General features: G+C 72.9%; 18 protein-coding genes. 8 read left to right on the forward strand and 10 right to left on the reverse strand.

Annotated elements, in window-relative coordinates; genetic code table 11:
* Window positions 1-27: 27 nt before the first annotated feature.
* Together ACWD0F_RS33235 and ACWD0F_RS33240 are read right to left on the reverse strand one after the other, a co-directional pair.
* On the reverse strand, window positions 28-1,044 hold the full coding sequence (locus ACWD0F_RS33235) for a hydroxyacid dehydrogenase (RefSeq protein WP_449882636.1): 1,017 nt from the start codon (window positions 1,042-1,044) through the stop codon (window positions 28-30).
* Between the two features lie 220 nt (window positions 1,045-1,264).
* Window positions 1,265-1,816: a helix-turn-helix domain-containing protein gene (locus tag ACWD0F_RS33240; protein ID WP_449882638.1), complete on the reverse strand. Its 552-nt coding sequence runs from the start codon at window positions 1,814-1,816 to the stop codon at window positions 1,265-1,267.
* A 59-nt stretch (window positions 1,817-1,875) separates the two neighbouring features.
* Between ACWD0F_RS33240 and ACWD0F_RS33245 the strand changes: the two genes are divergently transcribed.
* On the forward strand, window positions 1,876-3,141 hold the full coding sequence (locus tag ACWD0F_RS33245) for a serine aminopeptidase domain-containing protein (RefSeq protein ID WP_449882640.1): 1,266 nt from the start codon (window positions 1,876-1,878) through the stop codon (window positions 3,139-3,141).
* Window positions 3,142-3,154: 13 nt separating this feature from the next.
* Here the strand turns inward: ACWD0F_RS33245 and ACWD0F_RS33250 are convergent, their stop codons facing one another.
* A complete protein-coding gene (locus ACWD0F_RS33250; protein ID WP_449882643.1) occupies window positions 3,155-3,817 on the reverse strand; it encodes a response regulator in 663 nt (220 codons plus the stop codon).
* Complete coding sequence (locus tag ACWD0F_RS33255; protein WP_449882646.1) at window positions 3,796-4,923, reverse strand: sensor histidine kinase; 1,128 nt, start codon at window positions 4,921-4,923, stop codon at window positions 3,796-3,798. Before ACWD0F_RS33255 ends, ACWD0F_RS33250 begins: the two co-directional genes overlap by 22 nt.
* A gap of 130 nt (window positions 4,924-5,053) precedes the next feature.
* Here ACWD0F_RS33255 and ACWD0F_RS33260 point away from each other — a divergent pair, with 130 nt between their 5' ends.
* Window positions 5,054-5,431, forward strand: coding sequence for a DUF6069 family protein (locus tag ACWD0F_RS33260; RefSeq protein ID WP_449882648.1), 378 nt, complete (start codon window positions 5,054-5,056; stop codon window positions 5,429-5,431).
* On the forward strand, window positions 5,428-5,637 hold the full coding sequence (locus ACWD0F_RS33265) for a hypothetical protein (protein WP_449882649.1): 210 nt from the start codon (window positions 5,428-5,430) through the stop codon (window positions 5,635-5,637). Before ACWD0F_RS33260 ends, ACWD0F_RS33265 begins: the two co-directional genes overlap by 4 nt.
* On the opposite strand, the gene ACWD0F_RS33270 is transcribed toward ACWD0F_RS33265, so the two are convergent.
* On the reverse strand, window positions 5,600-6,526 hold the full coding sequence (locus ACWD0F_RS33270) for an LLM class flavin-dependent oxidoreductase (protein WP_449882651.1): 927 nt from the start codon (window positions 6,524-6,526) through the stop codon (window positions 5,600-5,602). The two genes, ACWD0F_RS33265 and ACWD0F_RS33270, sit on opposite strands and share 38 nt — an antisense overlap.
* A gap of 75 nt (window positions 6,527-6,601) precedes the next feature.
* On the opposite strand from ACWD0F_RS33270, the gene ACWD0F_RS33275 reads away from it, so the two are divergent.
* Window positions 6,602-7,327, forward strand: coding sequence for a helix-turn-helix domain-containing protein (locus ACWD0F_RS33275; RefSeq protein ID WP_449882652.1), 726 nt, complete (start codon window positions 6,602-6,604; stop codon window positions 7,325-7,327).
* Between the two features lie 19 nt (window positions 7,328-7,346).
* Here the strand turns inward: ACWD0F_RS33275 and ACWD0F_RS33280 are convergent, their stop codons facing one another.
* Both ACWD0F_RS33280 and ACWD0F_RS33285 read right to left on the reverse strand, forming a co-directional pair.
* Window positions 7,347-7,769 carry a hypothetical protein gene (locus ACWD0F_RS33280; protein ID WP_449882654.1) on the reverse strand — a complete coding sequence of 141 codons (423 nt, stop codon included), beginning with the start codon at window positions 7,767-7,769 and terminating at the stop codon, window positions 7,347-7,349.
* Window positions 7,770-7,856: 87 nt separating this feature from the next.
* Window positions 7,857-8,564: a TioE family transcriptional regulator gene (locus ACWD0F_RS33285; protein ID WP_449882657.1), complete on the reverse strand. Its 708-nt coding sequence runs from the start codon at window positions 8,562-8,564 to the stop codon at window positions 7,857-7,859.
* A gap of 87 nt (window positions 8,565-8,651) precedes the next feature.
* Between ACWD0F_RS33285 and ACWD0F_RS33290 the strand changes: the two genes are divergently transcribed.
* Window positions 8,652-9,818: an erythromycin esterase family protein gene (locus ACWD0F_RS33290; RefSeq protein WP_449882660.1), complete on the forward strand. Its 1,167-nt coding sequence runs from the start codon at window positions 8,652-8,654 to the stop codon at window positions 9,816-9,818.
* A gap of 37 nt (window positions 9,819-9,855) precedes the next feature.
* On the opposite strand, the gene ACWD0F_RS33295 is transcribed toward ACWD0F_RS33290, so the two are convergent.
* From ACWD0F_RS33295 to ACWD0F_RS33305, 3 genes are all read right to left on the reverse strand, one after another.
* Window positions 9,856-10,677 carry an SDR family NAD(P)-dependent oxidoreductase gene (locus ACWD0F_RS33295; RefSeq protein ID WP_449882663.1) on the reverse strand — a complete coding sequence of 274 codons (822 nt, stop codon included), beginning with the start codon at window positions 10,675-10,677 and terminating at the stop codon, window positions 9,856-9,858.
* 77 nt (window positions 10,678-10,754) lie between these two features.
* The gene (locus ACWD0F_RS33300; protein ID WP_449882665.1) at window positions 10,755-11,456 is read right to left on the reverse strand and encodes a DUF4097 family beta strand repeat-containing protein; all 702 of its coding nucleotides are present in this window, start codon (window positions 11,454-11,456) and stop codon (window positions 10,755-10,757) included.
* Window positions 11,457-11,529: 73 nt separating this feature from the next.
* A complete protein-coding gene (locus tag ACWD0F_RS33305; RefSeq protein WP_449882667.1) occupies window positions 11,530-12,555 on the reverse strand; it encodes a LacI family DNA-binding transcriptional regulator in 1,026 nt (341 codons plus the stop codon).
* 260 nt (window positions 12,556-12,815) lie between these two features.
* Here ACWD0F_RS33305 and ACWD0F_RS33310 point away from each other — a divergent pair, with 260 nt between their 5' ends.
* The 3 genes from ACWD0F_RS33310 to ACWD0F_RS33320 all read left to right on the forward strand — a co-directional run bounded on the left by ACWD0F_RS33310 (window position 12,816) and on the right by ACWD0F_RS33320 (window position 14,005).
* Window positions 12,816-13,568 (forward strand): integrin alpha, encoded by a 753-nt coding sequence (locus tag ACWD0F_RS33310; RefSeq protein WP_449882670.1) that lies wholly within the window; start codon window positions 12,816-12,818, stop codon window positions 13,566-13,568.
* Window positions 13,565-13,750, forward strand: a complete 186-nt coding sequence (locus tag ACWD0F_RS33315; RefSeq protein ID WP_449882673.1) for a hypothetical protein — start codon at window positions 13,565-13,567, stop codon at window positions 13,748-13,750. Before ACWD0F_RS33310 ends, ACWD0F_RS33315 begins: the two co-directional genes overlap by 4 nt.
* Window positions 13,751-13,825: 75 nt before the next feature.
* A complete protein-coding gene (locus ACWD0F_RS33320; protein ID WP_449882676.1) occupies window positions 13,826-14,005 on the forward strand; it encodes a hypothetical protein in 180 nt (59 codons plus the stop codon).
* Window positions 14,006-14,079: the final 74 nt, after the last annotated feature.

A 14,079-nucleotide genomic window follows, 5' to 3' on the forward strand; every position in this document is an offset into this window, starting at 1 on the left:
GGTCTCCTCTCCTCACAAGGGGGGTTCTCACGCGCTGACGCTGAACGCGCCCGGGGTGACGGCCGCGTGCGGCGGCCGGCCCGACAGGTGGCGTTCGAGCTCGTCGAGCGCGCACTCGCTCATCCGCCGGGTCTCGTTTCCGAGGGATCCGGCGACGTGGGGAGTGATCATGACGTTGGGCAGGTCGTACAGCACCGAATCGGCCGGCAGCGGCTCGGGGTCGGTGACGTCGAGGATCGCGTCGAGCCGGCCCGAGGCGCACTCGCGCTCCAGCGCGGCGGTGTCCAGCACGGCGCCGCGCGCGGTGTTGATCACCGTCGCGCCGTCGCGCAGCAGGGCCAGCTCGGCGGCGCCGATCAGGTGGCGGGTGGAGGCCAGCGACGGCACGTGCAGGGTCAGCACGTCGCAGCTCGCCAGCAGCTCGGCCGGGGCGACCAGGCGGCCGCCCGCCTGCGCCACCTCGCCGGCGTCGGCGTACGGGTCGGCGACCAGGACGTCCATCTCCAGGCTGCGCAGCCGCTCCACGACCCGGCGGCCCACCCGGGAGAAGCCGATGACGCCGACCGTGCGACCGCGGTTGGACAGCTCGCCGCGGCGGGCCGCGTACGACCAGTCGTCGCGGTGCTCGCGCGCGTCCTGAGCCAGGAACGGGGCCTTCTTGCCGGCGAAGATGATCGCGGCCAGGGTGAACTCGGCGACCGGGATGGCGTTGGCGTCGGCGGCGTTGGTGACCAGCAGGCCGCGCCGCCAGACCTCGTCGGTGACGAACGAGCGCACCGTGCCCGCGCAGTGGAAGATCGCCCGCAGCCGGGGCGCGTCGGCCAGCCGGTCGGCGGTCAGCGGCGGGCAGCCCCACGACGTCACCAGCACCTCGGCCTCGCGCAGCCGGCGCCGCACCTCGGGCGCGTCCAGGTCGTCGGTCCAGACGGGGTCGCCGAGCTCGGCCAGGGCGCGCAGACGGCGCAGTTGCGGCTCCTGGAACTGCAGGCCGTACGTCGCCGGATCCATGACCAGCAGGGCCTGCGGTCGCTGTCGCGTCGTCAACGTCACCGATCCTCGGGGGGTAAGCGCTTACCGGTGCGTCAGATCATGTCCGGTCATTTCAATCAGGTCAATACCTTGTTAATCATTGTGATCGGCACATTTGATCACAATTGATCACGCAAGGAAAGGGGTGGGCGGCGGTCGCCGAACCGGATCGAAAGTGATCGAAGATGAGCGGCCCCGGCGCTGGTCGGGGACGCCACGATGCCGGGGATCGGCCTCAGTCGGATCCGGACTCGGCGGGTGGCTGTTCGACCGGGAAGAGGATCGGGCTGAGCAGGTAGCGGGCGCGGTCCTCCGACGGCTGGTTGGCCAGCCGCGGCAGGATGACGCGGCGCAGCTCGCCGATCATCTCCTCCAGCTCCTCGCGATCGAGCCAGACGGCGTGCTGCCGGTAGCCGACGAGATCGGCCAGCGGGTCGGCGTCCTCGCGGCCGAGGTAGGCGTTGTACTCGGCGACGAGGACGGCCATCGCGGTGGCGAAGACGCGTTTGTGGTCCTCGGGCGACAACGTCCCGAGCGCCTCGGTGCCGACGGCGGCCCGGTCGTGGCGGAGCCGGTAGCGGCGCTCCACCGCGCCGCGCACGCGTCTCTCGCCGGCCACTTCGAGGATCCCGCTGCCGGCGAGCAGCTCGACGTGCCGGTAGAGCATGGCCTTCGAGGCGTCGGGGATCCGGGCGCACAGCTGGGCGGTGGTGAGCTCGCGCCCGCCGCGCATCGCGTGCACGATCCGCAACCGCACGGGATGCGCCAGCAGTTCCAAGGGGTCCACTCCTGAACGATCTCATACTGTGCTACCGTTCGCAAAAATAGAGAAAGGTGGGGTGCCGGATGGCGAGGGCAACGGACCCGGCGGCGGTCGCCACGGCGGTCGTCGAGATGGCGCGTGACGGGCGCTTCGCGGAGGTCGAGGAGACGTTCGCGCCGGCACTGCGCGCGGCGGTCTCCGCTGAGACGCTGCGCGTCGGCTGGGACAGTCAGATCACCAAGATCGGGGCGATCTCCGTGATCGGGACACCCAGCGCCGAACCGGGCGAGGCGGGGCCGGTCCGGGTGAGCGTCCCGGTGACGTGCGAGCGGGGCGCGATGACGCTGATCGTGTCGGTCGACGACAGCGGCCTGCTGCACGGCCTGCGGCTCGCGCCCGCGGCCGCCGAGCCGTGGACGCCGCCGCCGTACGCCCGCCGCGAGACGTTCGGCGAGCAGGAGGTCACCGTCGGCGCCGGCGAGCTGGCCGTGCCCGGGACGCTCAGCCTGCCGCGCGGGCACGGACCGTGGCCCGGCGTGGTGCTGCTCGGCGGCGGCGGGCCGTTCGACCGCGACGGCACCGCCGGGCCGAACAAGCCGCTCAAGGACCTGGCCTGGGGGCTGGCCGCCCGGGGCGTGGCGGTGCTGCGCTTCGACAAGGTGACCTACGCCCACGCCGACCGGCTCCCGGCCGGCCTCACGATGACCGACGAGTACGTCCCGCACGCCGTCGCCGCCCTCCACCTGCTGCGAGGTCACCCGTCCGTCGACCCCGCGCGCGTCTACGTCGCGGGCCACAGCATGGGGGGCAAGGTGGCCCCGCGGGTGGCCGCCGCCGAGCCGTCGGTGGCCGGGCTGGTGCTCCTGGCCGGTGACGCCCAGCCGATGCAGCAGGCCGCCGTGCGCGTCGTCCGTCACCTCGCCTCGCTGGACCCCGGCATGCGGGCCGCGGTCGAGGTGATCACCCGGCAGGCCGCGCTCGTCGACAGCCCCGATCTGTCGCCCGCCACGCCGGCCGCGGAGTTGCCGTTCGGCTATTCGGCGGCGTACTGGCTGGACCTGCGCGGCTACGACCCGGTGGCGGCCGCGGCCGCGCTGGGCAAGCCGATGCTCATCCTGCAGGGCGGCCGCGACTACCAGGTGACCGTCGCCGACGATCTCGCCCGCTGGCAGGCGGGGCTCGCCCACCGGCCGGACGTCACCTTCCGCGTCCACGACGCCGGCGACCACCTGTTCTTCCCCGGCTCGGGCCCCTCCACGCCCGCGGACTACGAGGCGCCCCAGCACGTCGACGCGGCCGTGGTCGCCGACATCGCCGGCTGGCTGGCCCCCACCGGCATCGAACGCTGAGCCGGAAGGCGGGTCAGGCCAGGCCGGCGTCGTGGGCCAGCAGCGCGATCTGGGTGCGGTTGTCCAGGCCGAGCTTGGTGAGGATGCTGCTGACGTGCGCCTTCACCGTCGTGACGCCCATGGCGAGCTCCGCGGCGATGTCGGCGTTCGTCCGGCCGCGCGCGATCGCCAGCGCCACCTCGTGCTCGCGCGGGGTGAGGGCGGCCAGCGCGGCGCGGGCCCGCTCGTAGGCCCCGGCCTGGGCGACGGTGCGCTCCATCAGCCGCCGGGTGACGCGCGGGGACAGGATCGCCTCCCCCGCCGCGACCCGGGTGACCGCCTCGACGATCTGCGGCGGCGGGGTGTCCTTGAGCAGGAAGCCGCCGGCGCCGGCGCGCAGCGCGTGCAGGATGTCCTCGTCGGTGTCGAACGTGGTCAGCACGATCACCTCCGGCGGGCGGGCCCGGGCGCGCAGCCGGCGGGTGGCGGTGATGCCGTCCACGCGCGGCATCCGCAGGTCCATGAGGACGACGTCGGGGGCGTGGGCGTCGGCGGCGGCGATGGCCTCCTGGCCGTCGGCCGCCTCGGCGACGACGGTGATGCCGGCGGCGCCGTCCAGCATCATGGACAGCCCGGCGCGGACCAGGGCGTCGTCGTCTACCAGCAGCACGCGGATCACGCGGGCCATGGTAGCCATGCCTGGAGCCTGAACTGCCCGCCGGTGCTCTGGTGATCCAGCTGCCCACCGGCCAGGCGGACCCGCTCGGTCAGCCCGACCAGGCCGACGCCGCTGCCGGGCGCGGCCGGCACCGAGCCGGGCGCGGGCAGCGGGTTGCGGATGTCGATCAGCAGGCGTGCGCCGGGAGCGCCGCGCAGCAGCACCTCCACCGGCTGGCCGGGGGAGTGCTTGCGGGCGTTGGTCAGCCCTTCCTGCACGACGCGGTAGCCGGCCCGGCCCGCGACGGGAGGCAGGACGACGCCGGTGGCCTCGTCGCTGATCCGCACGCTCTGCCCCGCCTGGCGCGCCTCGGCCACCAGGCGCGGCAGGTCGGCCAGCGTGGGCTGAGGCTCGCGCTCGTCCAGGAGGTCGCCGTCCTCACGCAGCAGGCCGATCACCTGGCGCAACTCCTCCAGCGCCTGGTGCACCCCCGAGCGGACCACCCCGGCGGCCCGGGCGAGCTGCTCGGGGGAGGAGTCCGGGCGGTACTCCAGCGCCCCGGCGTGCGTGGCCACCAGCGACAGCCGGTGGGCCAGCACGTCGTGCATCTCCCGGGCGAGCGTGCGGCGCTCGGCCATCCGCGCCTCGGCGACCCGCCTGCCCTGCTCGGCCTCGGCGCGGCGGGCCCGCTCGTGCAGCGAGGACAGCAGGGCGCGGCGGGAGCGGGCCAGCGCGCCCCAGCCGAGCAGCGCGCCGTACGCGAGACAGATCAGCAGCAACCACCAGTCGAGGGAGATGCCGGAGTTGGGCCGCCACGACCCCTGGACCAGGTGACCCGTGACGCCCGCCGCCGCCACCGCCGCCGCGACGGGAAAGCGCCTGCGCTGAGCCACCTGCAGCGCCCCCAGCGACGCCGCGGGCGTGGCCACCGGGGACAGCGCCGCGAGAACGGCGGCGGCCAGCGCCCCGGAGACCGGCCACCACAACTGGGCCACCCCCGCGACCACGCTCGCCACCGCGACCGCCACATCCAGCCACCACACCGGCCGGCCGGCCGGTCCCCACAGCGACACGGCGGTCAGCGCGCTCACCGCGAGGATCACGATGGCCACGGCCACGGGTCGCGGGGGTCGCATCTCGCTCATCGGCCCAGGCTAGCCACCGGCACGGCGTGCCATCACCTACCAAAGGAGGACCCGGACCCTACCGGGGCAGGACGAAGCCCGGCCACGGGCCCGATGCGGCGCCCCACCCCGCTGGGCGAGGCTGACCGGCATGAACTCCTCCATCAAAAGACGTCTCCTCACCGTGTTCGGCGCACCCGTGGCCGCCCTGGCCGGATGGGCCGCGGCGGTGCCGCTGGCCGGCATCACGCTGACCGCCGAGATGAGCGGCGCCCCGCAGACGGTCGGCCCGGTCATGGTCGTGGTGGCGAGCCTGCTGGCCGGGCTCGCGGGCTGGGCGCTGCTGGCGGTCCTGGAGCGGGTGGCGTCCCGGCCCGGCCGCCTCTGGACGATCATCGCCCTGATCGTGCTCACCCTGTCCCTGTTCGGCCCGCTCGGCGCCGGCGCCGGAGCCGCCGCCACGCTGGTGCTGATCGGGCTGCACCTCATCGTCGGCGCCGTGCTGGTCCCGGGCCTGGGACGCCGATGAGCGCACCCTACGGCTATCTGATCACCTTGGTCCCCATCGCGATCTGCACCCTGTTCGCCCTGGCGGCGCCGCGCCGGCCCGCGTCACTGGCCCGGCTCGGCTTCGGCCTGGGCCTGGCCGTCAACGAGCTGCCCTTCGCCGCCCGCGTCCTGCCGCCCGGCGCGGGCTTCAGGACAGGGCGCCGCTCCGGCGCAGAGCGGCGATGAGCTCCAACTGGCCGAGCTGGTCGTCCAGGGACGGCGCCGCGATACGGAGGACGACGTGTTCGGCGCCCGCCGCCGCATAGCGGGCCAGCGTGGCGGCCACCTGCTCGGCCGGGCCGGCGACCATCGCCTGGATCGTCCGCATCGTCGTATACGGGTGGCCGTAGGTGGCCCGGCAGTAGGCGTCGAGCCGCCGTTCACCGTCTTCCGCGTCGTCGGAGACCAGCACCGTGAGGAACATCGCCGGGGTGAGCGCGGAGCGCCCCGCCGCGGCGCTTCGCACCGCCGCCAGGCCCGTCCGGTAGTCGGCGGGATCGGGCGGGTAGGGCAGCCACCCGTCGTAGAGCCGCCCGGCGCGCTCCAGCGCCGACGGGCTCGCCCCGCCCAGCCAGATCGGCGGCCCGCCGGCCCGGAAGGAGGGCGTGGACTCGGGCAGTTCGTCGAAGCGCAGCACCTTGCCGTGGAAGGCCCGCTCGCCCGCCCACAGCGCCCGCCACAGGGCCACCGTGTCGTCCAGCCGCCCGAAGCGGCGCTCCCACGGCACCTCCGACAGCGTGTACTCGATCTCCGAGCGGCCGGGGAAGCCCGCGCCCACGGTGACGACCAGCCGCCCGGCGGACAGATGGTCGATGGAGGCGAGCTCCTGCGCGGCCATGATCGGGCGGCGGAAGGCGGGCAGCAGCGTCGCCGTGCCGAGCGTGACGCGCGTCGTCGCCGGCGCGAGGGCGGCGAGCAGGGCCAGCGGCTCGATGCGCGGGCCCAGCAGGGTGTCGTTGGCCCAGACCGAGTCGTAGCCGAGCCGTTCGGCCTGGACGCCGAAGCCGACCAGCCGCCGGGCGTCGTCCCACTGGTGGCGATTGGCGGGGAGCAGGACCCCCAGTCGTGTGTTCATGGGACGGATCGTGCTCGGTCCCGGGAATGACAGCAATTCCCTCGAAGGTATGAAAAAGTCGGGCACACTGGGCGGGTGGACTTCTCCCATGCCCTCCGCTCGGTCCGGCAGGGCCGCCACCTCAGCCAGCTCGACCTCGCGCTGCGCGCGGGCACGACGCAACGCCACCTCAGCTTCATGGAGAGCGGCCGCTCCCGGCCCGGCCGCTCCATGGTGATACGGCTCAGCGAGTCGATGGAGCTGCCGCTGAGAGAGCGCAACGAGCTGCTGCGCTCGGCCGGCTACGCCCCCGTCTACCCGCAGACCCCGCTGGAGGACCCCGCTCTGGAGCACGTGCGCACCGCGCTGCGGCACATCCTGACCGGGCACCTGCCCTACCCCGCGATGGTCGTGAACGCCCGGCACGAGCTGGTGCTCGCCAACGACGCGATCGACCTGCTCACCGAAGGGGTCGCGGAGCACCTGCTGCGCCCGCCGGTCAACGTGCTGCGCCTGTCCCTGCACCCGCAGGGCCTGGCGGCGCGCATCGTCAACCTGGAGCAGTGGGCGCAGCACATCCTCGACCGCATCCCTCGCGACGAGCTGTACGAGGAGTTGTCCGGCTACGTGCCGCACGTCGCGCCGGGGCCCGACCACGTGGGGTTCGCCGTCCCGATCCGGCTGCGCTCGGCGCGCGGCGAGTTGCGGCTGACGACCACGATCACGACGTTCGCGACCGCGCTCGACGTGACCGTGGCGGAGCTGAAACTGGAGGCGTTCCTGCCCGCCGACGCGGCCACGGCGGCGCTGCTCGCCAGGTGAGCTCCGGCGGCCGGTCAGGTCAGAGCCCCGGGAACATGTAGTCGGCGGTGATCCGGCCGTCCTCGCCGAGCATGAGCACCTCCAGGCCGCCGCCCACCGCCTCCGCACCTCCGGCGGGCACCATCTCCCAGGTGAACTTGACGACGTCGTGCAGCCGGAGGGCGTCGCCGCGGGACCGGAAGAAGAACTCCCCGGAGGCGACGAACTTCTCGTAGGAGCGCAGCACCCGGACCTCGATCTCGTCATGCCCGCTGGCCCGCAGGGTGGTGGAGCCGAAGCCCAGCCCCGCGGCGAGCTCCCGGATCTGCTGCGGCGGCTGCAGGACGTGGATCCCGTCCCCGGCCCACACCTCCTCGATCGCCTTGCGGCGCAGCCCGGGGTCCGGCTCGTTCCAGAGCGCGATGTAGCGCCCGGCCAGTTCCTGTGCGTGGGTATCGGCCACCGTTCCTCCTCGGTCGACGGGTTCGTGTGCCCGCTCACCCTGCGCGAAAGGGCCGCCACCAGGCAATTCCCTGGAGGGAATGGCCGCTCACGCCGGCGCGGCGCCCGATCCGCCTGCCGGCCTGGCGGTGAGGTAGGCGTCCAGCGCGGCGGCGCCGGCGAGCATGGCGCGGCCCCTGGCCGAGAGCCGGGCGTGCCAGTCGCGCAGCGTCGACTCCAGCGGAGCGACGCCGCCCGCGGAGCGGACCTGGGCGATCAGCGGGGCGATGTGCTCCAGCAGGTAGCCGCCCCTCCGGAGCTGATGGACCAGCAGGGCGTCACGTACGTCGGCCGCGCTGTAGACCCGGTAGTCCGTCTTCGGGTCGCGGCGTGGCTGCACCAGGCCGGCGCGCTGCCATTTGCGCAGAGTGGCCGGGCGCAGGCCGAGCCGGCGCGCCAGGGGGCCGATGAAGGTGTCGCCGCGCTCCTGCGGCAGGGGCGCGAGGTCGCGGAGCGCGGCTTCGACGGCCCGCAGGGTGTGGCGGTCGTCGAGGAGCTGGGCGTGGCTCTCGTCGATGAGCCGCAGCGCCTCCTCGATCGCGTCCCGGTTGGCCGCCCGCATGATCGAGGTGGCCCGCTGGTGGCCGTGTCCGGGCACCAGGGCGAGGAACGCGCGCAGGGCCTGCGCGTGCAGCGGCGTGTAGAGGCGGTAGCCATGGGGGCTGCGGTCGGCCGCGGGCAGGATGCCGGCGTCCTCGTAGTTTCTGATCGCCTGGGTGGACAGGTTGTGCGCGCGCGCCAGGTCCACGGGCCTCATGTTGAAGGTGTCACCTGGTCACAGCGGAGGTTCATCGGCCAAAGTTTATACGGGCGGTTCAACGATACCGTTGATGGAATGGACTCCATGGACACAGCGTGGCCGCTGGACGGCGCGGTCGTCTCGGCGTTCCTCCGGTCGCTGCCCGCCGAGCCCCTGCTGCTCGGGCTGGGCGAGGCCAGGCACGGCGTGGCGGCGCTGCTCGACCTGCGCAACGAGATCTTCCGGCATCTGGTCGAGCACGAGGGCTACCGGTCCTTCGCCATCGAGAGCGACTGCCTCATGGGCCTGGCGGTGGACGCGTACGTCACGACGGGCGCGGGCACGCTCGACGACGTCATGGCAACCGGCTTCAGCCCCGGTTTCGGCGCGATGGCGGGCAACCGCGAGCTCGTACGCTGGATGCGCGCGTACAACGAGGAGCACGCGGACCGGCTGCGGTTCTTCGGCTTCGACGGCCCGCTGGAGATGAGCGGCCCCGCGAGCCCGCGCGAGGCGGTCACCGCGCTGCACGGCCACCTCGCCGCGCGGGTGGACCCCGGCCTGCTCCCCTGCACCGCCGGCACCCTGGACACGCTGCTCGGCCCCGACGAGCGGTGGACGAACCCCGCCGCCATCATGGACCCGTCCCAATCGATCGGCCAGTCCGCCGACGCCACCCGGCTGCGGCTGATCGCCGACGACCTGGTGGCGCTCCACGACGCGCAGTCGCCGCAGCTGATCGGGCCGGACATGGAGCGGGCGGCACTGTACGGGCGCACCGCCACCGGCCTGCTCCGCTACCACCACTGGATGGCCGACACGTCCCCGTCCCGGCTCAACCGGCTCATGGTCCTGCGCGACGGGATGATGGCCGCCAACCTGCGGGCCGTCGCCGAGCACGGCCCGGCCCTGGTCTTCGCCCACAACCGCCACCTGCAGCGCGACAAGAGCACCTGGCAACTGGGCGGCGCGCCGCTGGAGTGGTGGAGCGCGGGGGCGATCGTGGAGGCGAGCATGGGCGATCGGTACGCCTTCCTGGCCACGGCCCTCGGCACGGTCGGCGCCGACGTCCCGCCCCCGGACACCGTCGAGGGCCTGCTGTCGCGGCTCCCGTGGGATCGTGCCCTCGTCGACGCCCACCGCCTGGCCGAAACCGTCGAGACGCCGAGCCCGCGCGTCTCCCAGGATCACGCCTATTTCCCGCTGGACCCGGCCCGGCTCGACACGATCGACGGCATCGTCTTCCTGAAGGAGGCAGCCGGCCTGGCCTGACCCGCGCCCCTGGGCCTGGCCGACCCGCTCCCCGGCCTCAGGCGCTCGCGAGCATCGCCTCGCTGCGCTCCCACAGCAGCCGGGCGACGCCGGGGTCGCCGGCGAGCCGGTGGGTGGCCGCCGGGCGGCGTTTCTCGTAGTGCTCGCCGGGCACCCAGTCGGCGCCGGGCGCCGAGGTGGCCAGCCACACCAGGGTGTCGGCGCCCTGCTCGGGCGTGAGCATCAGCCGCTTCAGCGGTGTGTGGTAAAGCAGGCGCGCCAGGCTGCCGCCCCCGCTGGCGAAGTTGGTGGCGACGGCGCCGGGATGGAAGGAGACCGCGTTCACCCCCGCGTCGCCGTGGCGGCGCCGCAACTCCCGGGTGAACAAGATGTTGGCCAGCTTGGCGTTGGCGTAGGCCCGCATGCCCGAGTAGCGCCGCTCCAGGTCGAGATCGTCGAGGTCGAGGCGGGCCCGCAGGTTGAGCACGCTCGACGTCATGACGACCGAGGCGCCGCCGGCCACCAGCCGGTCCATCAGCAGCGTGGTGAGCAGGAACGGCGCGAGATGGCCGACCTGGAACGTCGTCTCGTGCCCGTCGGCGGTGGTGGTCCGCGACCCCATGATGACGCCGGCGTTGTTGACCAGGACGTCGATGACCGGATGGCGGTCGAGCAGCGTCGCGGCGAGCGCCCGCACCTCGTCCAGGCGCGCGAAGTCGGTCACGTGGTGCTCGGCGCCGATCTCGCGGGCCAGCGTCTCGGTCTTGCCGGGGGAGCGGCCCACCACGACGACGTGGTCGCCGCGTTGCCGCAGAGCGCGCGCGGCCGCCCGGCCGATGCCATCGCTGGCGCCCGTGATGACCATGGTCTTCGCCGCCATCGGCCGGCCCCTTCCCGCAGTCGTTCTCCACTGTAGAGGATCACGGCTTCCGCCCACCGGCGGCCGCGTGCGGCCGCTCAGGGGGTGAGCACCTCCAGGTCGCCGGAGTCGCTGGACAGCGTGATCGAGCGCTGCGCCGAGGGGTCGTCGGCCACCTTGACGTTCCTGCCGCCGGAGTCCGTCTTGGTGACGACGTGGTACGGCCCTTCGGGCACGTGGATCGCCGTACTGCCGGAATCGGTGGTGGTCGAGACCTTGTCGGGCTGCCCGGTGAACGTCAGCGTCATGTCGCCGGAATCGGTGTGCGTGACGACCTGCTTGCCCGTCAGCCCGCTCGCCTCGATCGTCCCGGAGTCGGTGGTGGCGTCCAGCGCGCCCGACAGATTCTTCAGCGTCAGGGTCCCCGAGTCGGAGCGTACGTTGACGCGCAGCCCCTTGGGCACCTCGACCTGGTAGCTCACGTCGCAGGACATCCCGATCGCGCCCGGACCCCACGTGGCCGGGCACTCGAACGCCAGGGCCAGCGTGCCGCCCTGCACCGCATGACGGGTCTTCGGCTTGTCCTTGCTCCAGGTCAGGCGCTCGCTCACGTGAACGCCCCGGCGGTCCGACTCCACCACCTCGATGGTGCCGGAGTCCGCTTCGACCCGCAGCGCCGTCACCTCGTCGGTGACGTCGTAGGAGACGGTGTCCGTCTGCGTAGGACCGATACCGCATCCCGCGGAGACGGCCGCGAGGCCCAGAAGTCCCGCGATCACGGCCGTTCGCTTCATTCTCATGACGCCCAAGTCTGGTGCAACGCACCCGGACCGGGCCTCGGGGAGCTCCCTGAGAACACCCCTGAGAACCGTCTCAAGGACAACCAGGGTGCTGCCGGCCGGCCTTCGTGGAGGAGCGTTCCACCAGTTGCGGCTGGAAGATCACGTGGCGGTGCTCGTGCCCGCCCGGCTGCTCGGCCTCCTCGAACAACATCCGCGCGGCGGTGCGGCCGAGTTGCTCGCGCGGCTGCCGGATCGACGACAGCGGCACGGCCGCGGCGGCCGCGAAGTCGATGTCGTCGTAGCCGAGGATCGCCACGTCATCGGGGACGCGCAGGCCACGCAGCGTCAGCTCCTGCAGCACGCCGAGGGCGACCAGGTCGTTCGCGCAGAAGACCGCGGTGGGCCGGTCGGCGGGCGGAAGGGCGGCGATCTGCCTGGCGGCCGTGCGGCCGGTGTCGACGGTGAGGTTGGGCAGGGGGATGACGGTCAGGGTGTCGTCCGGGGTGAGCACACCGGCCAGGCCGGCGTGCCGGTCCTCCACCTGGCGCACGCTGAACGGCCCGCCGGCGAAGGCGATGTGGCGATGCCCGCGCTCGCGCAGGTGCCGCCCGGCCAGCCGCCCGCCCAGAACGTCGTCGACCGCGACCGCGCACCCCCGGTTGTTGCGGCTGGAGCTGTCGAACAGCACCACGGGAATGCCCCGGGACAGGAGCCGGCCCAGCCGTTCCTCCTGGCCTTCGGCGTTCACCGGGGTGATCAGCACGCCCAGCGGGCGCTGCTCCTCGAACGTCTCCATCAGCCTGGCCTCGCGGGCGGCGTCCTTGTCGCTGTTGAACACCATCACGATGAGTCCCGCGTCCTGGGCGGCCGCCTCGACGCCGCGCAGGACGTCGATGAAGAACGGGTTGCCGAGGTCGAGCGCGACGACGCCGATGGTCCTGCTGCGGCCGGCGCGCAACTGGCGGGCCGAGCCGTTGCGTACGTACCCGAGCTGCGTGATCGCCGCCTGCACCCGCGTCCGGGTGTCCGGCGCCACCATGTCGGGCCGGTTGAGCACGTTGCTCACGGTGCCGACGGAGACCCCGGCCAGGCGGGCGACCTCTTTGATGCTCGACATCCGTTCCTCTGGTGAGCTGCGGAGCGCGCGCCGAAGATCGGCATGACCGGTGCTGTTGAATCGTGTCAAGGTCTCATGTCGTGCATCGTCAGAGGTCGACACGGTGTTCCCATCATGATCGTAACGTATCGAGCGCTAGGTGTTGTGAAACGATTTACCAACTGTGGCCGCTATGTGCAGCGGACACAAATGAACCCGTGAACCACAGGGGCGATCATTCCGCTTGCCGAAGTCTCGGATATGTCGGAAAGATGGCCCGGATGACGAGGGAACGGCCGCGCTTCACCCGTTTGCGGACCGCCGTTCTGCTGGCAGTCACCGCCTGCGGCACGCCTCCGCCGTCATCATCATCACCGGCGCGGCCCGCCGCGGGCGACTGCGGCCGGGCGAGCGCGCGCGACTTCGACGGCGACGGGCGTGACGACATCGCCATCGGCTACGTGGGTGCCGTCGGCCGGGTCCATGTTCTGTCGGCGGACCAGGTCATCACCATCCCCACCCCGCCCGGCAACAGGACCAAGGGCTTCGGCTGGTCGGTGACCATGGCCAAGGCCAACGACGACGCCTGCATCGACGTGATCGTCGGCGCCCCGGGCCACACGGTCGCGGGGAAGACCGGAGCCGGTGCGGTCTACATCCTGTACGGCGGCGGCGTCGCCCCGCCGTACAGGAAACTCGTCTCCCTCAGACCGCAGAAGGACGCGGGCTTCGGCGAGTCCATCACCGCCTACGGCGACCTGATCGCGATCGGCGCACCGAACGAGCGGCCCGGCGGAGCCGTCTACCTGGCCACGAAGGGCTCGGTCACCCGTGCCGGATCACGCAGGAGACCAGCGGCGTGCCCGGCACGTCGGAACGCGACGACGCCTTCGGCGCACATCTGGCCCTCGGCCCCCTCGCACGCGGCGGCGTGGGCCTCATGGTCGGCGCCACCAACGACCACCAGGACGGACCCGGCGGTCAACACCGTGACGACAAGCCGTTCGGCGCGGTCACCGTCCTGCGCGGCGTGACCACCGCGAATCTCACCGGTGTACGACTGCCGCAGCCCAAGGCCAGGGACGGCAAGCGCTGCCGCGGCTTCGGCGAAAGCCTGGCCTACGTCCCTCATACCGGACTGGCCGCCCTCGCGGCGGGTTGTGGCCTGGTCCGGTTCTACGACCTCGGCGCCTCACCCCCACCCGCACCGTCGTGACCCCGGCCATGTCGGGGGAGAGTACTCTGGCGGCCGCGGCCGACGGGTAGGTCGCCGCACTGGGGCCCGACGACGATGACCCGGCCCTGCTCCTCCTGTCTGCCAAGAACCCGGCGGATCACGTTCAGCGGAACCCGGCTCGTGGTCGGCCTCGACTGGACCGCGGACGTGGCCATCATCGACCCGGCCACGGAAAGAGCCGAGCTCGTCAAGGCCGCCACCGGCCGGCTCCTCGTCAAGTCCATCGCCGGCTGAGCTTGTCGTTTAACCTCTGAGCTGCATATTTGCCGCGATCGGCGATGTGGGTGACTAATCCCGCATAGCGGACT

The organism is Nonomuraea sp. NPDC002799 (assembly GCF_053592075.1).